Annotated in this window: 19 protein-coding genes; 1 reads left to right on the top strand and 18 read right to left on the bottom strand. The window is 42.4% G+C overall.

The features are described from left to right. Window positions 1-8: 8 nt before the first annotated feature. The 3 genes from vpsN to vpsL all read right to left on the bottom strand — a co-directional run bounded on the left by vpsN (window position 9) and on the right by vpsL (window position 3,203). Window positions 9-530, bottom strand: a complete 522-nt coding sequence (gene vpsN, locus PUN32_RS00095) for an exopolysaccharide export protein VpsN (protein WP_274721207.1) — start codon at window positions 528-530, stop codon at window positions 9-11. Between the two features lie 6 nt (window positions 531-536). Beyond that, complete coding sequence (locus tag PUN32_RS00090) at window positions 537-1,724, bottom strand: outer membrane beta-barrel protein (protein ID WP_274721206.1); 1,188 nt, start codon at window positions 1,722-1,724, stop codon at window positions 537-539. Window positions 1,725-1,805: 81 nt separating this feature from the next. Then, complete coding sequence (gene vpsL / locus PUN32_RS00085) at window positions 1,806-3,203, bottom strand: exopolysaccharide biosynthesis glycosyltransferase VpsL (protein WP_274721205.1); 1,398 nt, start codon at window positions 3,201-3,203, stop codon at window positions 1,806-1,808. Window positions 3,204-3,764: 561 nt separating this feature from the next. On the opposite strand from vpsL, the gene PUN32_RS00080 reads away from it, so the two are divergent. Next, complete coding sequence (locus tag PUN32_RS00080) at window positions 3,765-4,922, top strand: pectate lyase family protein (protein WP_274721204.1); 1,158 nt, start codon at window positions 3,765-3,767, stop codon at window positions 4,920-4,922. A 70-nt stretch (window positions 4,923-4,992) separates the two neighbouring features. Here PUN32_RS00080 and PUN32_RS00075 read toward each other — a convergent pair whose 3' ends face one another. The 15 genes from PUN32_RS00075 to PUN32_RS00005 all read right to left on the bottom strand — a co-directional run bounded on the left by PUN32_RS00075 (window position 4,993) and on the right by PUN32_RS00005 (window position 23,076). Beyond that, window positions 4,993-5,775 (bottom strand): RbmA family biofilm matrix protein, encoded by a 783-nt coding sequence (locus PUN32_RS00075; RefSeq protein ID WP_274721203.1) that lies wholly within the window; start codon window positions 5,773-5,775, stop codon window positions 4,993-4,995. Between the two features lie 293 nt (window positions 5,776-6,068). Next, window positions 6,069-6,776: an exopolysaccharide biosynthesis glycosyltransferase VpsK gene (gene vpsK / locus PUN32_RS00070; RefSeq protein ID WP_274721546.1), complete on the bottom strand. Its 708-nt coding sequence runs from the start codon at window positions 6,774-6,776 to the stop codon at window positions 6,069-6,071. Between the two features lie 34 nt (window positions 6,777-6,810). Further along, window positions 6,811-7,983 (bottom strand): exopolysaccharide biosynthesis protein VpsJ, encoded by a 1,173-nt coding sequence (gene vpsj / locus PUN32_RS00065; RefSeq protein WP_274721202.1) that lies wholly within the window; start codon window positions 7,981-7,983, stop codon window positions 6,811-6,813. Continuing rightward, entirely contained in the window at window positions 7,980-9,053 is a 1,074-nt protein-coding gene (gene vpsI / locus PUN32_RS00060) for an exopolysaccharide biosynthesis glycosyltransferase VpsI (protein WP_274721201.1), read from the bottom strand. The genes vpsj and vpsI overlap by 4 nt, the downstream gene beginning before the upstream one ends. Beyond that, window positions 9,050-10,390, bottom strand: a complete 1,341-nt coding sequence (gene vpsH / locus PUN32_RS00055; RefSeq protein WP_274721200.1) for an exopolysaccharide biosynthesis protein VpsH — start codon at window positions 10,388-10,390, stop codon at window positions 9,050-9,052. The genes vpsI and vpsH overlap by 4 nt, the downstream gene beginning before the upstream one ends. 105 nt (window positions 10,391-10,495) lie before the next feature. Next, the gene (locus PUN32_RS00050) at window positions 10,496-10,990 is read right to left on the bottom strand and encodes a serine O-acetyltransferase (RefSeq protein WP_274721199.1); all 495 of its coding nucleotides are present in this window, start codon (window positions 10,988-10,990) and stop codon (window positions 10,496-10,498) included. After that, window positions 10,983-12,230: a VpsF family polysaccharide biosynthesis protein gene (locus PUN32_RS00045; protein ID WP_274721198.1), complete on the bottom strand. Its 1,248-nt coding sequence runs from the start codon at window positions 12,228-12,230 to the stop codon at window positions 10,983-10,985. Before PUN32_RS00045 ends, PUN32_RS00050 begins: the two co-directional genes overlap by 8 nt. Before the next feature lies 1 nt (window position 12,231). Beyond that, window positions 12,232-13,641, bottom strand: a complete 1,410-nt coding sequence (locus PUN32_RS00040) for a lipopolysaccharide biosynthesis protein (protein WP_274721197.1) — start codon at window positions 13,639-13,641, stop codon at window positions 12,232-12,234. Further along, window positions 13,638-14,786: a VpsD family glycosyltransferase gene (locus PUN32_RS00035; RefSeq protein ID WP_274721196.1), complete on the bottom strand. Its 1,149-nt coding sequence runs from the start codon at window positions 14,784-14,786 to the stop codon at window positions 13,638-13,640. The genes PUN32_RS00040 and PUN32_RS00035 overlap by 4 nt, the downstream gene beginning before the upstream one ends. Continuing rightward, window positions 14,783-15,337, bottom strand: coding sequence for an exopolysaccharide biosynthesis acetyltransferase VpsC (gene vpsC / locus PUN32_RS00030; protein WP_274721195.1), 555 nt, complete (start codon window positions 15,335-15,337; stop codon window positions 14,783-14,785). Before vpsC ends, PUN32_RS00035 begins: the two co-directional genes overlap by 4 nt. After that, window positions 15,334-16,575, bottom strand: coding sequence for a UDP-N-acetyl-D-mannosamine dehydrogenase VpsB (vpsB, locus tag PUN32_RS00025; RefSeq protein ID WP_274721194.1), 1,242 nt, complete (start codon window positions 16,573-16,575; stop codon window positions 15,334-15,336). Before vpsB ends, vpsC begins: the two co-directional genes overlap by 4 nt. Before the next feature lie 10 nt (window positions 16,576-16,585). Beyond that, window positions 16,586-17,713, bottom strand: a complete 1,128-nt coding sequence (gene vpsA, locus PUN32_RS00020; RefSeq protein WP_274721193.1) for a UDP-N-acetylglucosamine 2-epimerase (non-hydrolyzing) VpsA — start codon at window positions 17,711-17,713, stop codon at window positions 16,586-16,588. Window positions 17,714-18,109: 396 nt separating this feature from the next. Continuing rightward, a complete protein-coding gene (locus PUN32_RS00015; RefSeq protein ID WP_274721192.1) occupies window positions 18,110-18,619 on the bottom strand; it encodes a low molecular weight protein-tyrosine-phosphatase in 510 nt (169 codons plus the stop codon). A 288-nt stretch (window positions 18,620-18,907) separates the two neighbouring features. Further along, window positions 18,908-22,018, bottom strand: a complete 3,111-nt coding sequence (gene vexH, locus PUN32_RS00010) for a vibriobactin export RND transporter permease subunit VexH (protein WP_274721191.1) — start codon at window positions 22,016-22,018, stop codon at window positions 18,908-18,910. Further along, window positions 22,018-23,076 (bottom strand): efflux RND transporter periplasmic adaptor subunit, encoded by a 1,059-nt coding sequence (locus tag PUN32_RS00005; RefSeq protein ID WP_274721190.1) that lies wholly within the window; start codon window positions 23,074-23,076, stop codon window positions 22,018-22,020. Before PUN32_RS00005 ends, vexH begins: the two co-directional genes overlap by 1 nt. Window positions 23,077-23,421 lie beyond the last annotated feature (345 nt).

Here is a 23,421-nt window from a genome sequence, read left to right as displayed (position 1 = left end):
CCCTAAAATTAAAAGAAGCTTTCGGAGACAGTCAATATGTCACCCGGTTGAAGTTTACTCAGTAACGTGACTTTGAGTGGTTTTGCCTCAAGATCATCGTTATTAGCAATAAATAGATTGGTTTTTGAGGCGCGTTCAGTGAATCCCCCCGCGATAGTGATCGCTTGATTAACTGTCAAACCGGGATGGTATGGGTAGCTACCGGGCTTCATCACTTGGCCATTCACAAAGAAAGGGCGATATTCGAGGATAGATACCGACACATTCGGATTAAGCAGATATCCATCCTGCAAACCATCATGAATCTCAGTTTTGACCTGTTCTAAGGTTTGACCTTTCAAACTAATTTTGCCAAGAAATGGATAATCCAACGTACCATTGTCACTGACCCGAGTTTCAAAAGAGAGCTCGGGTTCGTCATAGACTTGGATCCGAATTTGATCGCCAACCCCCAAACGATAAAAACCATCATTGGCTATCGCCAGAACTGGCAGTAACAAGCAGAGCACAAAAGAGAATAGAGACTTCATAGTGGGTTACATCACACCGTAAATGGACAGTAAATAAACATTTTGACTATAGCTGAGTCGATCAAAACTAGCGTCTTTGCTTTCGCGGCCAACCCCAACGTTAAAGGTTAACCAGCGCCGAAAATCATAACTGAGATTTAAACTCGCCTTGGTGGTTTGGTCTTCACGCTCAGAAACGGTGTAGGCTTCATCAAGTTGAGTCCATTGCGCGACAGTCTGCCACTTGGCATTCCAATTGTGCGACCAACTGGCTTGATAGGTTTGCGCATCGATGGCATCGCCGTCACCATCGGCGTCTGTCGAGCGGCGATGCGTCAACAGTTGCAATGCTGAATAGGTGCGAATTTGGTAAGTCACATCGACATCCCACGATAGAGAATCAAAATCCTTGCGGCTGGTGGCAACAAACTCTCTTTGCTGATAACCCAGTTTGGCACTGCCTTGCAATTTACCGGTGGCATCCCAAAACGCACCAACGTAAGCAAAGTAATGATCATTATCTTTACTACTGGACTTCGGCTCCACTAGGTCATAGCGACGCGAGTTGGCGATCACCTGTGCAATCAATGAAGTGCGTGGCCAAGCCTGATAGTAAAAGGTCGAATTAAAACGCCACTCCTCCCAGTCCTGATATTGGGTAATCGTTCGGTTATTTTGATAACGAAAATCCTGCCAACCTAGATTGGTCTCAACACGACCTACCGCTTGGGTAGCACCAAAACTATAGCCAAAATTAAGTGTATGGCTATCATACTGGTTATACGCTAGGCCAAACGTAGTATCGTTATCACCACGTCCTTCATGGGCTAATGCTAAGTGATATTGCACAGCGAAACGGTGACGTGAATTCAACGGCCACTGGCTAGAAAGCTCGAGAAAATGGTCGGTAAAGTTATCTTGCTCGGAGCTAAAATAGCGCCCATTACGTAACCGATAGCTAACTTCAGTTTGATTGCCTTGCGGCTCAAACCTTAACCCGACTCCGGGTTCAATAATCGTAAAAGCGGAGCTATCTTGCTGGCGGTGAGATTTCGCTAAATTGTCGTTGTAACCACTGGTTAAATTAAGCTGCGGTACTATCGCCACCCCTGACGCGGTCACGATCGGGTTCGGAGTTGGCTTCGCCTCCGCCAACGGCACATAACATAGCGCCTGTATCACTAAACTGGCGGTCACCACAGATGTCAGTCTCATCACTTCCCTTTGCTTACCTTTATTGCATTCCATATTGATTCACCTGTCGTACATGAGCCATTCAAGTAAGTGAACACTAACTTAATAGACATTTTTGCCCACAAAGCCTTTAAAAATAGTCAGAAAAACAATTTTGAGATCGAACCACAGCGACCAACGGTGAATATAATCGAGATCAAAGCGAACTCGTTGCTCCATCTTGTCTAAGGTATCCGTCTCACCACGCCAACCATTGATCTGTGCCCATCCGGTAATGCCCGGTTTGACTTTATGGCGTAGCATGTAGCGGTTAACAATGGTGCGGTATTGCTCATTATGTGCCACAGCATGTGGTCTTGGCCCGACAATCGACATACTGCCTTGCAGCACATTAAAAAATTGCGGTAATTCATCTAATGAAGTACGGCGAATAAATGCTCCAAATCGAGTAACACGTGGATCGCCTTTGGTGGCTTGCAATACTTGGCTGCCATTATCCATCACTCGCATACTGCGAAATTTCCAAACTTGAATTGGCTTACCATCCAGACCATAACGATTTTGTTTAAAGATGATCGGCCCAGGCGAGCTGAGTTTGACGCCAAGCGCCACCACTAATAACACAGGGCTAATCAACAGCAAGATCAAGCTGCTCAGCACCAAGTCTTCAAAGCGTTTAACCCAGTTCAATAGTCCATTAAATGGGCTATCAAAAATACTAAAGGCATTAACATCGCCAATCGTGTACCAACGTGAGTGCAATAAATTGAATGTAAAGAAATCAGGCACGATGTAGGTGTTGACTGTACTATCAGAGAACGCTTCTAGAATTTGGCTAATCCGATGCTGAGCCTGCATCGGCAACGCAATGTACACATTTTGCACCTGACCGGTTTTAGCTAGACTTAACGCATCATTAATACTGCCTAATACTGGTGCTCCATCTTCAAGGCGCGCAGGTTCACGATCATCATAAAAACCTTGCATCACAATCCCTAATTCAGGGTTATGAATGAGATTCGCCGCTAGCTCTTTGCCCTGAACTGTCATACCAATAATGACTGAGTTTCTAGTGTGTAAGCCTTTTTTATGCATGTAATAAACAGTGGCAAATGCCAATATACGCCAGCCAATCAATACAATAAAAGTACCAATAAACCAATTACCAATCACTAGACGGGAAAAGTCGATACTCACTTTTAAGAAATAACCCAGCAAGGTGAGACAAGCAATTGTTGCAGCCCAACAGAATGCGGTATGTAATGATAAAGATCGCAACTTTGCCGTACGCCAATCACTGTAAATATCTAAACTTTCAGCAATATATGAATAAAAAAGCCCACCCAACAATGCCAATGAAATATAAGCCATGGTAACTACATGCTGATTAACCTTTACTGCAAGATACATAACCAACAAAATAAAGAAAATATCGATCAGTCGATAAAAGAACTTCCCTTGATAATGAGTAATCCGAATTCTACCTTTTTCCTTCATCACACCCTCTCCTTATCGAATCATGTTATCCAACCTGCCACATCAAATGTAGAAAATAGAAAAACAAACACCATCAATAAATAATCTTAACGTATGAGACATGTGGGATACAGGCTACATCTTTATTGATAGAAAAACATGCGTCATTTGTAAGACACAATGTATATCACCAACTAAGCAACACAGTAAAAATCATTAATATCAAATTAATCAAAAAGCACAAAATAAATAAAAACAAAACAAAAACAAATAGATAGAAAACAAAAACCATTAAATGACAAGCCAATCTTAGTATAAAAATCAAAACTAAGGTTTATGCTGAAAATAAACTTTAGTTTTAAATCAAAATATAATAAACAAATAAAAACAACCATATTGAAAAGTGCTTAGATGATAGAGACAATATCCTTCACATGAGTTATTTTTGAGAAACAAGGAAATTAATCACAATTAGGAAAAGTTTTGGTTGAAGCGTAAGCTAATATCAACCCTACCTACTGCCAATCCATCATGGCTGTGAACACAATATGAACACAAATGGCTAACTAATCAGAGGATCACACGGTGCATTATCAATTAAGCTCTCTCGCGCTATTATTAAGCTTTTCCAGCTTAGCTAGTGCTAATCCTTTTGATGTAACCGATTTTGGTGCAATCGCCAATGATGGGCTTGATGATTCATCGGCCTTTCAAGATGCCCTAGATCAGTTAAGCAATGGCGATATATTGACCATTCCATCAGGCGAATATCAAATTTGCAGAACGCTGCACCTGAAACAAAAAAATGACATCACTATCCGTGGTGTAGATGGTAGCCATTTAAAAAAATGCACTCCATTTGTTGGGGAATATTTACTGCATATTGCTTATACCCAAAACCTCACACTGCAATCGATTCATTTCGAAGGAATTAATAATGGTAATCAACAACCGATATGGGGAGAGCAAGGCATTTATTTAGGCAGTACTAAAGGTAGCCGGATCATACACAACCAATTTAACCAGTTTGGTGATGCCGGATTACGCATCACCACTGCCAGTAATGACCATTCCAATCAACCAGGCTCCACTTCCATCATCGTCAGAGGTAATAAGTTTAAAGATTGTGCGCAAGTCACAACCACCCAAGCAACCACAGGAACCGAAAAAGCAGGCACACAAAATATCCTGATTGATAATAATCAATTTATTGGTTGTAAGTTAAAGCTTTCTGCTCGCGCAGAAACTCGTGGAGCAAAAGTCACCAACAACACATTTACAGATATTAATGGAACTGCTAATGAAGTGAGCTACTATTCTGATGTCAGCTATATCAATAATAAATTTTATAATATCCTTGGATTTGCAATAAACATTTATCCAAATCCAAGAACAACAAAAGAAATTCAATGGGGTAACATCTCGATCATAGGTAATACTTTTGACACCATTCAGCAAGGAATAAGATTACAAAGCTTTGGTAAAAAAAACACAGCAAAGCAACCGATAAAAAAGATTAAAATAGAACAGAATACCTTTAATAATATCCATTTTGAAAAAGGAAAAAACAGAATAGAAGATCAATATAAGTCCATCATTAGAACAACAACTCAAGATAGTGTTTTATCTTTCGACCATGTTCAAATCAAAAACAACCAATATAACCTAACACCATCTAGCCAGTTTCTATCCATAGACAACAAAACCACCAATATAACTGTAGAAAATAACTCAGAAAAATGAATAAGCAGATAAAACAACTGAGGCATATCTTATATATGCCTCAGTTTCAGTAAGATCGCAGATCGGAAGATTAGTCTTTAATGACTAATAGTAGTGATTCTGTTTTTGCACCAGACTCTAAATCTACCATTTCAGTCTTAATAACATAATACCCTGCAGGATAACCTTCTTCGAACCAAAAACCTCTTACTTTAGAATAATCAGCACCGGAAGCGATGGTCCACTTTTCTCGAGCATGAACAGGAATAACCAACCCATGAGGACCAATGGCGCTCATCCAGAATTCCACTTTAGCTTGAGTATCGCGTCCATTTTCAACATTAATTGAAAATGGCACATAACCACCAGTACTCGCTACATTTTTAATATCTAGCTGATTGGTCACTTCAAGTGTGACACCATCAATTGTGGGCAAGCTATTAAAGTCAACCCCTTTGGCAAAATCTTCATCACTATTAAAGATATCACCGTCTTGGGTAACAACCTGTAAAGAGACTGTATATTTACCATCTCTCATATATTCAGGAACCCAAATACCACGAGTAACATTTAAGTTGTTTCCTTCACGTAGACCTTGCTCTGACTCGATAGGTGAGGTATCGGCACCAACGACCGCTTTAGCCGGAAAATAAAGACCATCAGGACCAGTCACTGAAAGCCAATATTTAAATTTTACGCTACCACAATTTTCATTAGCAATGGACAACTTAGTGGATATGTAGCCACCTTCGCTAGGCAGTTGATTTTGATTTAATGTTACTTCAGGAGTAATACTACAAGTTTCATCGGCAAAAGATGCTGATGAAAATAACAATGCAAAACATGCAGCTAGATAAGTTCGACGGATTTTCATATTGTTTACCTTTCCTTGTAAAAGTAAATGGTTAGGCCTGTACCCAGCATATTATGCTGCAATAAATGATCAACATAGTGCAACATCTTAATATGCATCAATGTGTCATTTTGGTATCAAGCTAGAGTAAATATTAAAGGTAAATCATAATAAAAACACGCCAGTTTGATAAAAGCATTTGTGCTTATCGAAAATAAGACAAACTTACACCAATAGACTTCATAACTGATTACTCAGATTTCATCCAAAATAATTACAAACAAAAAACATAAATAAACAAAAGAACTATTCACTTATTTTGAATCGCTGAACTTCTCAACAAGTAGCATCCAAATATATTGACTATTCGTCAATAAATAACGTTTCCACATTCTTCTAGGCTCTTGTAATACCCGATAAAACCATTCCAAGCCGAATTGTTGCATCCACAAAGGCGCACGGGATACATGTCCAGCCACCACATCAAACGTACCGCCAACGCCCATAACAAACGAGACGCCTAACTGATCTTTCCAACGGTTAATGAAGTTTTCTTTTTTCGGAGAGGTAATCGCGACAAACAGCAACTGAGCGCCTGATTGACGAATTTTCTCCACGATTGCTTGTTCATCATCCCAAAAATAGCCATGGTGGTATCCGGCGATGGTCAACTGGGGGTGCTTAGTCTGCATGACCGCAGCGGTTTTGGCTACAATGTCCGGTTGAGCGCCCAAATAAAAGACCGCAAGCTGTTCATTCTCTGCCATCGCATTGAGTTCTAAGAATAAATCAACACCAGCGACTCGTTCAGGTACCGCGTGACCGAGAAAACGAGCCCCCCAGACCACGCCCATACCATCAATATTGATCAGATCACACTCGGTGACTGATTGAGCCAATTGCGGATCTTTACGCATGTTGACTAATTTCGCCACATTGACTACGACATGCTGGGTAAACTCGTGGCGCAGAATACGTTCACGGATCAGCGCAACGGTTTCACTCATTGAAGCGACATCCATTGGGCTACCAAGAAAAGTTATGCGTTTCAATTTGCTACTCCTTGTTACTGTGGGTTAAAGACAGGCGTAATGCCAAATACATCCATGCTTGAGTCCAACGCGTGTAGTGAATGCGATTCACTGAATGTCGGTTACGCTGATAAACAAACTGACCTCGATCAGGTAGATACAATGTGGCTACCGCACGCTGGATAATGCGCTCAACCAAAACAATATCACTCTCACCATCACCGATGGTCAACAACGTGATAATCGCTTGTGCAACCGAATGCGGGTCGAGTGGATAAGGGTTGTTATGGTAATACTTAGCGGTACCATCTTCCGCCAACAGGTGTTGTCGATAAAACGCTAACCCCTGGGCAATCACGGCATCAAATTCTCTGGTCACTAATACACTACGCAAAAGATGCAACGCTTCGAGGTTATAGCCGGTATGAAAGCCATCAATAAATTGATGGTGATGACGCGTGCCATAAGCCCAGCTACCATCGCTAGCCTGAGCTTGCGCACTGTTACGTGCAATACGTAACGCAAGCTGGCGGTACTCCGCTCGCCCGGTTTCACTACCGACGACCGCTAGCCACGCAGCTGCCCATAAACTGGCATTGTGTACAAATGCGCTTTCTCCGGGGATATAGGCAAAAAATTCACCGCACTCATTTTGTGTCAATAAATGTTGAGTAATAAACTCACCACTGCTGAGCGCTAGTGCAACCCAGTCGCTACGACCAGTAATACTTCCTAACCGATGTAAGGCGCGGCAAACATAAACGGTGGTGATCACATTGGGCTTGCCTTTAGGCACAAAAAACGCGCGCGCTTTCCAGTCAAAATGATATCCCCAACAGGCACCATGCCAGGTATTTTGATCACAACGTTGGCTAATCAGCCATTCGGCAAGTCGCTCGGCCTCCGTTAATAACGCAGGATCTGAGGTCACTTGGTAGTGTTCAATCAAGCCAAGGATAAATAGAGCCACCCCTTTAGGATTACGAGCTTTAGGCACGCCAAACCATGGGCGAAGATTAAACGGCGAGCGCTTGAATAGCTGGATCCAAGCCAATCCAAAGAGCGAATCTTTACCTACCGGTAACCAACCAAACCAGCTTGAGTTCAGGCCATCAAATGGATCATAGCCGGCAAACTGTTCCGCTCGAGCTTGGTCAAGTAAAACTTGGCTAATGTGACTAATCGTGGATGATTTCATGATGTTAAAAGCTCATCGTAAAGAGTTTGTAGCTGCGGGATAACCGCCTGCAACGAGAAATTTTCGCTAAACTTTTGCTTACCTTCGGCTGCAACACGTTGATTTTCTATTCTATTCTCAATCAGATCACCCAGTGCCAGAGCCAGTCCTGCCACATCGCCAGCATTCACTAAGCGGCCTTGGTCACCATCGGTAATGGCATCGGGGATCCCGCCCGCTCGGCTGGCAACAACCGCAATCCCTGCTGACATCGCTTCGATCACTCCCATCGGAAAACCTTCGTTATAACTCGGTAAACAATAAATATCGGTTTTACTTAGTAAATTGAGCTTAGCTTGACCGGAGATCCAACCGAGACAATGCACCGCGTTGGCGACCCCTAATCGCTTCGCTAATGTTTGATAAGTGTTAAGATCGCCATCACCAGCTAAAAAAAGCTGTGCGTTCGGACAGCGCTGTTTTACTAGGGCAAACGCTTGAATCAAATCACCAACACCTTTACGCGCACCTAAACGACCAAGAAAAGCAATGCTACCGGGCTCGGCGAGTTGGCGATCTAAATCCAAACTGGGGACAGCGTTATACAGAACAGAAACCCCTTGGAAACGGCCGAAAGTTTGTTGTACCCAGCTCAACCACTGAGTTGATAGCACCAACACATGATCGGCTAACGCAAAAGTTTGTTGGATCTGCAGTTGAACGTGGCAAGACTCAGCACGATAAAAATCGTGAAACTCCGCGCCATGCAAATGCAAAATCACTTTGCCACCTAAGCGCTTCACCAAACGTACAATCACCGCTTTACGTCGATAACTGCCACGGGAAGACATATGGATATGCACGACCCCAACTCGGTAAACAATAAAACAGTAAAGCAATTGGCGGAGAGCAAACATAAAACGCAATAGCATGCGCCACTTGTTTGCTTGATCTAAGCTCGAATGGGAGGCAATCAATTTGATTTGATTGGCCTCTAAAAAACCGCAATCGGCATAAGTTGATACCACAGTCGCCACCCCACCTTGCCCCTTATGGTCGGTGGACACCATTAGATTGATCGCTTTTCTCACAACACATCCTTAATGGTACAAATGGCTTGGCGAATTTTACCGTTGGCACTGCGCTCAAGTTCAGTAACCATATCAACCGTTACCTTAATTGAACTACCTAACCGTGTTTGAGTATTACTGATTAATTTCTGTTGCTGTTCCAGATTAAATTGCTCAGCTTCAGCAACAACTTTCACCACAATATGTTGCCGTTCATGTTGTACAAATTGGCAAGCAATAACCCCTGCGACCCCTTTGGGAATATGATTAAGGATATGCACTTTTTGTCCATCTTCCCCCAACAGATAATCGCCAATTCGTCCATCAATACGTTGAATAACAGGAAACACGCGACCACAAGGGCAACTATCATGTTTATCTAAATAAACATGATCACCGGTTTTATAACGGATCAATGGAAAATAGTGGTTGTTAAAATTAGTCCCCACCAGTTCATAGCGACCTTCTCCCGCCGGCAGTAATTCAACATACGAATAATCAGATAACAGGTGATAGCGCCCGTGCTCACACTGGCCAATCGCCGCAACTCGCTCAAATTGCCCGTACCAATCAAACACTTTGCAGCCAAAACGTGTTTCAATAATTTGTCTATCTTCTGCTGATAAGGATTCTGAAGAGGTGATGATCGACTTGAGCTTGGCTGGGTAGTAACTTTGTTTCGCCTCTAAATAGCGAGCTAAAGCTGCAATCGAAGACGGGTAAGCTTGAATTATCTCTACCCCAAAATCGACCATGGCTTGCAGATAACTCGGAATAGTTTGTGCAGTGAGATGGAATGATGACAGAACGATCATCTGTTCAAACCACGAATAGCGCCAAAATGGGCCTTGCTTTTGGCTCAATGGCACCACCATATCTCCACGTAGCCAAGCACGTTTATCACCTTTACGATACCCAGCCCAAGCCATTTGTCTTTCAACAAAAGCTTGTTCACGGATCACCGACTGCATATCTTGCAAGATGGTCAACGGTGTACCAGTGGTACCACTGGTCGCCCCATGCACTACCACTGAAGGTTTAATCTTTGAAATAAACTGTTGATGATCAACAAGCAGAACGCTTTTATCGATGTAAGGAAAATTTTCTAACCGAGTAGTTACTTTCTGTTGGCACTGATAAAAAGGAATATTACAACAAGCATTATCTAAGGTCTGTTGCAATTTTTTTTGTTGATACTCAATTAAATGTGCTGTTGAATATTGATTAGCTTGAATCTCATTTAAAACAGCACGCATTTCGCTATTTTCTCGAGCCAATTTCCGTGATAGCGCACGCAGAGAAAGCAGCAAACTTTGTAACCAAATCGGCGCGTTAACATAAAATGAACTGGTAAACATCAGTTGTATTCCTTATGATTCATTTCAATTCTTACAGTTAAAATATCCATTTAATAACAAGATTCATGACAGAAAAAAACCAAAAATAAAATATCAGAACAACACCTAAGCTCTATTCATAAATGGCATGTAACCATCTAAATAGCTTTCATTCTTCAAAATGTCATAATCCAGTTCTGACACATTTCCAATAATCTTTGCCGGGATCCCAGCAACAATAGCGCCTTGAGGAACACTTTTTGTAACAACCGAATTTGGCGCTATAACAACATTATCCTCAATAATTACCGGACCAACAATTACACAACCAGGCCCCAAGAAAACGTCATTGCCGATAATAGGAACATTTTTATAAGGTCCTTTACCTACAATCCTACAACCAATACCTATTCGACAATTTTTACCTATTTTGGCATTATTAATAATGACTACAGAAATACCTTTTACAACTAAAAATGATCCATCACCAATATCTGCATCTGGTGGAATCTTTGAGTTATACAGTAAAAAAATAATAAATTGAAATATTTTAGGGATTATTGGCACGCCCTTCAAATATAACCACCGAGAAAATCTATAAAAGAAAATTGCATTAGGCATTACTTCCACCACCTTCATTTTTATTGGTTAAAGAGCTATCCGGAATACTATCTTGAATAGTATTTAAATATAGAACACAAAAAAGCAATAATAATACAGGTGTTTTTGTGGTTAATGAGTTATTCGTAATTCCAACAAGCAAAAAAAGCAAAACTGATAATTTTGATGAGTAATCACCATTCATCGCAAATTTATACAATGGAAAAAAAACACATATTGCCAATGGTACAGCTCCAACTAATCCAAATGTAAAAATCCAACCAATAAAATAATTCTCAATGACATTTATTCCAATATACAATTCAATAGTTTCTAACAATCGATGACTTGCTCCCAAAATCCACTCACGAACGGTAAGTTGCTCAAGAAGAAAAAACACATCTATACGAGCCGAAGCACTTCCATCAATGTAAAGATTTGACATAATCCTTTCAGTTATTCCAGAATTTAAAATCACCGCAAAAAAAATAAAAATAGACAAATACCCTGTCAGCGTAAATAATGCAACACGTTTTTTATTAGCCTTAACACCCGATGTTATAAACTTCCACAACTTGGGGCAACAATAAATAAAAAGCACAAACAAAAATATTACCAATGCCGAGCGACCACCAAATGAGAAAAGAGCAAGCAATGTTATTAATACATATACAACCCCTGGCAAAAATGTCCTATTAAATAAAACCAAACTCAAACTTACAGTTATCAATGCATTATTTAATGGATGTGTTAGTAAAGCGCTTGAACGAAAATATGAAAAATCCTTAAATTCAACATCAACAAATCGGTAATTTGTCAAAAATTCAAAAATTGCAATAATCGAATTAATCAAGATTAAATATGACACTAACCTTAGTATTCTTTCCGCCTGACAACTACTCAAAATAGATATTAATGGAATGATTATCAATGATACCAAAAATGTATTAACCATATATGCCATCCCAGACACACCATGTCTAAAATAACCATAAATAATAACAAATAATACACAAAACAAAGAGATCAACCATGCCTGAAAATATTTATCAAGTGTATTATAAAGCCATGCCCACCCCATTTTAATGGACACGATAAAATAAGATAACATTATAATATAAGAATATAAGTGTATTTTTAATAAAGGGGAACCACCATCAGATACATATGGAACCCCAAAATTTTCTAGAAGATAGCTCCCAAAAATAACTGATGAGGTGATAGCCATCAAAATGGAAAAGTAAACATTATTGGTCAACACGTCAACGCCTCCATATTTTAAAGTGGCTACGGATAAGAAAACCATTCAGAACTATATGCGTACTTAAATATGATAAAAACCCAACTGAAACAAGAATTAAAAGTTTAATTATCGCTATGAATAAATTTAATTTATCTAAAAAGTAATAAATAGTAATAGACATAACTATTGTAGATATTAACGTTTTATGTAAATCTTGAGGCCATGGATATCTATACCCTAGAAGTATTCCAATGATGAGACTACATAATGCACCCATAAAAAATGCAACAGCAAGACAACTTGCAGCCCCAAAAACACCATACTTAGGTACGAAAAAAATAAATAGTGTAACTTGCGTTAACAATATAAAGCCAGTAATTACAGGCATCCATTTAGTTTTAAAAATAAACTGAAACCCGTGATCCAAAAAATGCCATTTAATGTTAATAAGCCAAGCAGACAATGAAATTAGATACCATATTCTTAAATCAAGATCATGATATAACTCTCCGAGAAAAACCTCTATAAATACTGGTGCTATCAGACAAACGCCGACTAAAGCAGGTAATGTTAAAGCTATTAATAATCCACTGTAATTTTTATGACGATGATAGAGGCTATGTTGATCCCCAACAATTTTTGTTAATTCTGGATACAATGGCAATGCAATAATCATAAATACAATGCTCATTACCCCCATAATTAGGTTATTAACTACAGAATAAACTCCAGCTTGCTCTAAGTTAGTAATTGATGCAATTAAGAGTCTATCACTTCTGGTGGCTAATATTCCTATGAGTCCTGATAACATAAACGGCAAACCATAACTAATTACTTCCTGACGCTGTACTGAACTTAGCCTAACATAAGCACCTACTTTAAAACCAATAATAACAATTGAAGTGAAATAACTAAATGACAATGATAATATTGCAATTAAAATATCTGCATGCCAACTTAAAGCTATAAATGTCACACTCATAGAAAATACAGATTGAATAAATACAGATCTACGGTATAGCGAAGACTTCTCTTTTACCCTTGTGCACTCAATTAAAAAAAGATATACACTTTTAGTTATTAATAATAAATAAACAGCAATAAAGCTCGCAAAAGAAAAAATAGAAAATGCAAACATGAGGGCTGCAACTACAACGCTAGATATTCCTAAAAAAAATATTAACCATTGTGTTAACTGAGAAAGAAGTGCAGATTTATCATCAATATCCATCGCTGAATAAAATCTTAATAAACAACTATTTATCCACTGGATAAATACAGATCTTGCACCCTCAGCAAAAACAAGCAATATTGCTAGCAAGCCATACTCTTCAGGAGCTAAAAATCGAGAATGTATTGATATCAATGCAAATAAGCTCAGTGCAGAAAAAACCTGAGCAGGCGCATATTTGAATAAACTAGTAATCAATTCAACACCTCCCGATATAGGCTTTGGTAACGTTCGATTACATTCTCCACTCCAAAGTGTTCTCGAAGATACGATCGTACAGCCTTAGTATCAGTGATTTTTATTTTATCGATGCGCTCAGCAATTAGCGATTCGTCACCTTCTTTCATAAAAGTCACCCCAAACTTAATAAACTCATCTTGTCGTTCACTTAAAATACCAACAGGTGTAGAAATTAACGGCAAACCTGCTGCTAACATCTCCAACGGTGCTAAGCCAAAAGTTTCTTGGGCGGAAGTAAATACACCAACATCGGCCAACTGATATTGCTCGATAATTTCATTTTTATTAAGTCTACCAAGAAAAATCACTTCTTGTTCAACGTCATTATTTTGTACCATTTTCTTTAAATGTGCGTAATAACTAGGATCCTTGCTTGGTCCTATAATACGTAATATGGCAAGTCGACCACGCAGTTTTAGTTCACGAAGTAATATAATCGCTCGGTCGATCCTTTTGTTGCGGGTAATAAGTGCACACGTCACAAGATTTAGCTCTGCATTAATAATCTTCTGGGATGCTGAAATAGCCAAAAAATAGTCAGGATCTACAGGATTACCAATAACTTGAATTGGCTTATTAGTCTCAGGTGATAGTGCCTGATGCAACTCCTCACCAACACAAGTATAATAATCGACAGAAAAATTGCTCAGCCATGGAATGACTTGTTCGTAAACAAAATCATTCATTTTTGAAACTGGCTTACGCCCAATTTTGCGATAAGAATGCAAGGTTAAAACATTACGATTTTTCTGTCCCACCCCCACCATCCAGCTGTTTAGATGAGAATGAACCAAATCTGGCTTATATTCTTTTAGTTGCTCTTGGATACGGAGCCAATTAGACAATAAGCTAGGCAAAGACAGCCCGAATCGCTTTTCCCTAAACGGGCAAAACACCACTTCCACATGTTTTGATAGCTGAATAACCTTGCTTGAATAAGAGTGATTGTTGAGCGGGTCAAACGCTAACACTCGGTAATGATATGGGCGTTCTTGCTGAGCAAGCTCGCGCACTAACATCTGGCATACGGAATCAACACCACCTGCATTTTTCGTTCCCCACTCAAGGGTAGTAAGAGGGACAATCAGTAGTATTTTTTTCATAAATTTATTTCCAGCGTTACTGGATTGCGAATGTAGCTCGGATGGCAAGATGTGCGGATAACTCGAGCAGGATTACCCGCCACCACCGTATGTTTAGCAACATCATGAGTTACTACACTACCAGCGCCAATAATCGCCCCTTCACCCAAAGTAATATTTTCAACGAGGGCTACATGAGGACCAATATAGACATTATTTTCGATTATCGCAGCTTGCCCTTGGTTTGAACCAATCACGGTAAAAGGACTTAAATTACAATTGGCACCAATGATTGCGGTACTATTGACAATCACACCAGTGGCGTGGCCCAGGTATAACCCTGGACCAACTTGCGTCTCTTTTGGTAATTGGATTTGGTAGCGAATCGATAGCATTCGGTGCATGACACGAGCCAAGGTGCGTAGCAACAAATTTTGGCTGCGACATAGGCGAAACCAGAACATGTAACAAAAACCAGCATTGAGCAGCAGATGTTTTACCACTAGCCCAAAACTCACTCGCCCAGTATGCCGATAAAGATCGGCTTTAATCAGCATCCAAGGTGAACTCATGCCACCACTCCGCGTGTATCGATCACGACCTTCTTGGCAAATTCAGTTTTATCCGCCGCTTTAAACTCTTTATGATCAACCAACACCACAATAATATTCGCCAATTCCAGTGCTCGTTCTAAGGACACTAACTCAACACCTTGCTTGGCAAGTTTGCTCGGCAAGTCGGTGATATTAGGCTCAACGGCGAGTAATTGGCCGACCTGACTTTGTGCTAGGTGATAAGTAATATCTAAGGCTGGACTTTCCCGTAAATCGTCAATATCCGCTTTAAACGCCAAACCTAAACAAGCGATGATCGGGGTTTTGAATTGATCTGCCGCCAGCTGAACTTGCTCAACCACCCAATGTGGCTTGCCATCATTGACTTCACGCGCGGTACGGATCAATTGTGCTTGAGCTGGGCAACTATTCACAATAAACCACGGATCGACTGCGATACAGTGCCCACCGACGCCAGGGCCGGGGCTTAAAATGCTCACCCGAGGATGACGGTTGGCTAAACGGATCAACTCCCACACGTTAATTTTTAACTTGTCACACACCAATGACAGTTCATTAGCAAAGGCAATATTGACGTCACGAAATGAGTTTTCGGTCAATTTGGCCATTTCGGCCGTACGTGCGTTAGTTACGATGCACTCACCTTTAACAAAGGTTTTGTATAGTGCGACAGCTTTTTCACTACACGCTTTGCTAATGCCACCAATCACGCGGTCATTACTGACCAGTTCTTGTAGAACATGTCCCGGCAACACTCGCTCTGGACAATAGGCAATTTTAATATCTGCTGAGCTGCCCTTCTGGGCCGGAAAGGTCAGATCAGGCCGCGCTTGCGCCAACCATTGGGTCAATTGTTCCGTGGCTCCCACTGGGGAGGTACTTTCCAACACCACTAAGTTGCCTTTAGCCAGTACAGGAGCAATGGTTTTTGCCGCCGCTTCGATGTAACTGAGATCAGGTTCGTGATTGTCACCTTTAAATGGGGTAGGAACGGCCACCAAGAAGGCATCCGCAGGTTCGGCAGTTAAGGTCGCTTTAAGCTTGCCGGTCATCACCGCACTGCGCACCACAATATCGAGATCCGGCTCAACAATATGAATTTCTCCCTTGTTGATGGTTTCCACCGCATGAGGATTGACATCCACCCCTACCACATCGAGGCCACGAGAAGCCAATACTGCGGCGGTTGGCAGCCCAATGTAGCCCAGACCAATCACTGAAACTTTACTAAACATCTTCTATCCCCTAATTCATCGATTTCGCTAAAATGTCGGCAATACGTTGACAGGCTTGACCGTCCCCGTATGGGTTGTGAGCTTGACTCATCGCTTGATACGCTTGTTGATTGGTCAGCAGTGAGCTCAATGCAGCACAAATTTGTTGTGGATCGGTTCCGACTAATTTCACTGTACCTGCGGCTAACGCTTCCGGGCGCTCGGTTGTTTCACGCATCACCAATACCGGTTTGCCCAGTGATGGCGCTTCTTCTTGAATACCGCCGGAGTCGGTCAAAATGATGTGCGAGCGATCCATTAAATAGACAAAAGGCAGATACTGCTGTGGCTCAATCAGCATGATATTGCTGACCCCGCGCAGTAACTGATTCACAGGCTCACGCACATTAGGATTGAGATGTACGGGATAGAGAATTTGGCATTCAGGATGGCGAGCGGCAGTATTGCGCAAGGCGTAACAGATACGTTCAAAACCACCACCGAAGCTCTCACGGCGATGCCCGGTAACCAAAATCAGTTTCTTACTGGCATCCAACTGCGGAAACTGACTCTCTAAGGTGGCTTGCAGATCGGCATCGGCGCGGATTTTGTTGCGGATCTTGAGCAGAGCATCAATCACGGTATTGCCAGTGACAAAAATGTTTTTCGCGGAGTAATTCTCTTGCAATAAATTGTCACGCGAGGTGTCGGTGGGAGCAAAATGGTACTCGGTCAGCGCAGCGGTTAGCTTGCGGTTTCCCTCTTCAGGCCAAGGCGAATAAAGATTGCCCGTTCTTAAACCAGCTTCGACGTGCCCAACCGGAATTTGTTGATAATAAGCGGCTAATGAAGCGGCAAAAGTGGTCGCAGTGTCGCCATGAACTAAAACCACATCAGGCTGCTCACTGCTCAATATCGGCTGCATCCCGAGCAAAATTTTGCTCGTGACCCCATTCAGAGTTTGCCCCGGCTGCATGATATTGAGATCAAAATCTGGCGTGATAGCAAATAGCTGCAATACTTGATCAAGCATTTCGCGATGCTGCCCAGTGACACACACTTTGACTTCAAAACGACTATCTTGGCTGAGTTGCAAAACCAATGGTGCCATTTTGATCGCTTCAGGGCGGGTACCAAATACGATGAGAACTTTCTTCACGTCCCTATATCCTCTTCCGTAAATATTCCTTAAAGGGAATTCTATTAAATCCGAGCAACAGTCATTCATGCCCATTAATAATGAGTAGCAACATAAACAACAGCTTTAACAAAACTAATTATTTAGCATTAGTTTTTACTAGCCAATTAGATATATTCGAATAAAACAAGGCTCACTATCACCACAAATAAAGTTCACAACCTAAGTTGCCTGCTATTAATACGTCTATAGATTATTAACTCAATTTAAAATAATCTCGTATTTAACCAAGCTATCAGACAGAAGGGCTACGCTATTTAACGGTGGCGATCGCTTTCATTCTTTAGTTAAATAAATCACTAAACTTTCGATTTACCTTGCTTTGTTTGATTCATCATATCCATATGTGATATTCCGTTATTTATTCTCGTCTAATGGGTTAACCTCATGGGCGCCTAATCCCATCTGTTGCCAATAATCAATTAATGCGATTGCCCCAGACTCAATCAATAGTGCAGTGCGCAGAAACACGTCACACGCCCCTTGGTAAGGGTCTGGGACCTCTCGTTCCAGCCGAGATGCTTGGCTCAGGAACAGAGCGAGTTTATGTTTATGATGCACTGGGCATCGATCGAGCAAATCTGCCAAATGGGTTCGGTCCATCGCATAGATAAAATCATGTTCAATAAAATCTTGTTGATTGATTTGCCGCACAGGATTAAATCCTGTTTGATAGCCACAATACTGTATCGCTTGCAGTGCTTTTTGATCAGGCTGTTTTCGCTGTGTATTTAACATCCCTGCACTGCTGACTTTAATATTCAAATTCTGCTGGCGAATTTTTTCACGTAAAATAATTTCAGCCATCGGTGAACGACATAAATTACCCGTACAAACGATCAGTATCGATAAAGGTTTCGTCTTCATATTTCAATACAAGCTTTATTATGATTTCAGCATAGCTTCTAACTTATTGGTAAAAACTGATGGTTAGCTTATCCCAACCTTACCAATGATGTGTGTCTCAAAATTGAGCTGGATATTAATTAGAACGAAAGCAGTATAATAAAAGTCGTTTGATTTATTTTATTAGAATTGAGCGTCACCAATTTGAATCAAAAATACGACAGGTGACATTTACTTAACGATGAGGATTGACATTGGTGAAATGAAAAGCCCACCACCACATAACGTGGTAGTGGGCGGCACGGCTCGCTAGTGCTGAGCGCGTCCTTTTACATCAAGCTGTAGCTCATGATTAAGTTCAGCTTCGACATGCCCAGGCGCTTGAGTAGAACCTGAGATTAAACGATACATCGCTGGGATCACCAGCAAAGTGACGATGGTGGCAAATCCCATTCCAAAGAAAATCACTGTACCAACCGCAATCCGGCTCTCATAGCCAGCACCAGTAGAGATAATCAATGGGATAGATCCGGCCAAGGTAGTAAACGCAGTCATCAAAATTGGGCGCAAGCGACGTGCCGAAGCATCGACAATCGCCTTTTCAAACTCAATGCCACGATCACGTAGCTGGTTGGCAAATTCGACAATCAAAATACCGTTCTTAGTCACCATACCAATCAACATGATCATACCGATCTGGCTATAGATGTTCATGCCTTGATCCATCACAAACAGGCCAAGGAAACCACCAAATAGCCCCATAGGCACCGTTAGCATCACCACCAATGGGTTAATAAAGCTTTCGAACTGAGCTGCCAATACCAAATACGCTACCAGCAGCGCTAAGCCAAACACAATCGCAACACTCGATTGATTCTCGCGGAAATCTTTCGACTCTCCTGAGTAACTGACCGAAATATCACTTGGTAATAGCTCCAATGCCTGTTGATCAAGAAAATCAAGCGCTTGACCTAAGGTGTAACCCGTTTCCAAGTTGGCGGTCACCGTCACCGATTTTTGCTTGTTGTAGTGGGCAAGACGAATTGCAGATGCCACTTCATCGATGCGTGTCACCGTATCCAGCGTCACCAGATCACCCGCACTAGTACGCAGATAAATTTGGCTTAAGTCAGCCGCATTGTTAAAGCGGTTTTCATCACCACGCAGATAAACGTCATACTCTTCACCACGCTCAACAAAGGTGGTAACGCTTTTACCACCGAGCATCACCTCTAGGGTCTCGGAGATCGATTTAACACTGATCCCAAGTTCTGCCGCTCGCTGTTTATCGATCGTCACCACTAATTCTGGGGTTTGTTCCGAATAATCAATATCGGCACCGGTCATAAATGGTGACTGCTCGGCCGCTTGTTCTAACTTTTCCGCCCACGTTTTTAGCTCTGAATAATCCGAGCCGCCGAGCACAAACTGTACTGGCTCATTTGAGCCACCGCGAAAACCGGGCATAAATGGGAAAACTCGCACATCAGGAATACCCGCCAAAGCTTTACGCACTTGGCCTAGCGCTTGTTGTGCGGTAACGCTACGTTCATTCCAGTCATCGAGGATCATGATCACGAAACCAGTTTGATCGCCGGCATTACCACCAAACGCAGGCGATTGAATACTGAATGATTTCAAAAAGCCTTGTCCCACCAGCGGCATCAAACGCTGTTCAACCAATTCCATATTGGCGGCCATCCGGTTATAACTGGTCGCATCGGCACCACGCACAAAGGCGAAAATAACCCCGCGGTCTTCTGATGGAGTGAGCTGAGCAGGCACCAATTGCATCAAACCATAACTGCCACCCAGACAGAACATAATCACCACGGGCGCAGCCCAACGCCAACGGATCGCACGGCTCACCACCAGACGATAAGCGTGCTCCAATTTGGCAAAAAAGCGGTCAATCCACAAATTGAATCGGCTCGGTTTAACATTCGCCTTCAACAAATGGCTACCAAGCACAGGGGTTAAAGTCAGCGCGATCAAGGAAGAGAAAATGACCGCCATCGCCAACAGCACCGAAAACTCGGTAAACAGTAGCCCAACCATCCCATCCATAAAGGAGATCGGCAGAAATACCATCACCAACACTAAAGTGGTGGCAATGACCGCAAACCCCACTTCTCGCGTGCCCTTATAAGCCGCCAGCAGTGGTTTTTCACCCCGCTCAATATGATGGAAAATATTCTCCACCACCACGATCGCATCATCCACCACCAGACCGATCGATAAGATCAACGCCATTAAGGTGATCAAGTTGATCGAAAAGCCAAAATAATACGCTGCCATAAAGGCGGATATCAGTGAAACAGGTACCGTCACCGCTGGGATTAACGTCGCACGTAATTGCCCAATAAAGATGTACAGCACCAGCACCACTAAACCACCCGTGATAAACAGCGTGCTATAAACTTCACTGATCGAACGCTCAATAAATACGGTCGAGTCATAGTCAATCGCTAAACGGGTGCCTTTCGGTAAGAATTGCTGCGCCTTATCGACCTCTTGGTGTACTCGTTTCGCCACTTCCAGTGGGTTGGCATCCGACTGCGGCACAATCCCCATGCTGACGTTGACAATACCGTCACTTTTAAAGGTCGAATTTTCGTTTTCGGCACCGATAAAGACATCCGCGACATCTTTCAGATACACCGATGAGCCATCACTCGCCCGCTTCACCGCCAAATATTGAAAATCTTCCGGCGATTGATAACCACGCGCGGTACGCACTGACATTACCGTTGAATCATTGCGCACTTCGCCACCTGGGCTTTCAATATTCTCTTTATTCAGCGCATCAGTAATATCACTGGTGGTCACACCACGCCCAGCCATTAATTCTGGCTTCAAGCGCACGTACATGACTTTGTATAAGCCACCGGAAACATCGACCGAGCTCACCCCAGAGATCAAACTGAAACGGTCAAGCAGCACCCGCTCAATGTAATCGGTCAGTTGGGTGCGATCCATATCCGATGAACTGAGATTGATATACACCGAAGCTTGGCCAGAACCGTTGTTTTTGAACACTTGAGGATCATCGGCCTCGTCAGGCAAGGAGCGCTGTGCCCGCGCCACTGCATCACGAATATCACTCACCCCAGTATTGAGATCGTAACCCAGCTCAAAGGTCACGGTAATGCGTGACATACCGTTACGGCTGATTGAGGTGATTTCATCAATACCGCTGATGCCGGCCAATTGATCTTCCAGCACGCTGGTGATCTGGCTTTCAATAATCGTAGCAGAAGCACCTTGATAGCGGGTTGAAACCGAAACGACTGGGTTTTCAATATCCGGCATTTCACGCACTGCGAGTTGGCTAAACGACACCAAGCCAAACACACACAGCAACATACTCAGAACTAGCGCCGCGACTGGGCGCTTAACTGAAACGTCTGACAACCACATTATTTGTCATCCTTTTTCAGCGGACGCCCTTCGACGGTCACTTCGGTAACCCGTGCGTTATCGCGCATGTTGACGATACCTTGCACGACAATTTTTTCACCTATCGCCAAACCTTGTTCAATCACCACCTGATTTTCAACCCGCGCGCCTAGTATCACTTCGCGGCGTTTGGCCAGATTATCGTCGCCAATCACGTAGACAAAACGTTTAGTGCCCGAGTATTCCAATGCTTGCACCGGGATAATCGGCGCGCTAATTTCAGGAAAATTGATCCGTGCCGACATCAGCATGCCGGGCTTTAATCGCTGATCGGGATTAGGAAAATGCACTCGCACCCGCAAATTGAGCGTCTCTTGGTTGATGCGAGAATCCACAGCCACCACCGAACCAACAAACTGATGAGCAGGCCAAGCATCGCTGATCCCTTGTACTGTCATACCATCGCTGATCTGTGGCAGATAACGTTCAGGGATCTGTAGATCGAGCTGCATTAGCGATAAATCATCCAAGGTCACTAGCTCTGCACCAGCACTCACCCATTTGCCACGGCTAAAATCGATAAAGCCGACCGTGCCTTCAAACGGAGCCGTGATATGTAAATCGGCCAAATTAGCGCGCGCCGCATCCAATCTCGCTTGCGCGATCTGCACACTGGCACGCTGCGCATCAATTTCGGTTGGCGTAATCGCATTACGTTTCAGTAAGCGTTCATATTCGGTTAATTTACGCTGCTCATCTTGCAGATAAGCTTTCGCCTCCACCACCGCAGCTTGGGCTTTGTCATCCTCTAACTGGATCAATAACTGACCTTTTTTCACCTGCTGATTGGCTTGCACGGCAATCAAATTGACCTTGCCCGCCACTTCTGCGGCCATTTCTACCGATTGTTGGGCTTTGAGCTTGCTGACTAAAGAAAGCGATTGAGAAATCTGCTGCGATTGAACTTGCTCAGTGACCACAGAAATCGCAGGAGATTGCGCTGGCTCTTGAGCGGATAACCCTGCGCTATGGATAAGCAGCGTCAGTAATGTCAATGAAAATACAGTGTTTTTATTCATGATCTGGCTTAGTGTTTAGAAAATCTAGCTATATTGTAGCGAGTGATACGCAACTTGAACGTCAAGGAACGTAAAGATTGCCAGTAAAAGTGTAAGGCACACTGTGACTTAAGCGACTAAAACGCTCAATAAGTTGCGAGTTTGCCGAAAAAGACAGCATTCAATTCAATTTACTAAAAAAACAGTTTACAGAGGGAGCGAGTTTGATAAGATGCGCTCCGCACTTGAGTGATGTGTTGGGAAAACATCAGTTAAGTCTTATCAGTAGTGATAAGAAAAACACCCTGGAGGGGTTCCCGAGTGGCCAAAGGGAGCAGACTGTAAATCTGCCGGCTCCGCCTTCGA

Source organism: Vibrio chanodichtyis (genome assembly GCF_028863985.1).
In the GTDB taxonomy this organism is placed as follows: Bacteria; Pseudomonadota; Gammaproteobacteria; order Enterobacterales; family Vibrionaceae; genus Vibrio; species Vibrio chanodichtyis.
The sequence above is the reverse complement of the archived record's forward strand: the minus strand, read 5'-3'. Positions and strand labels throughout refer to the sequence as shown.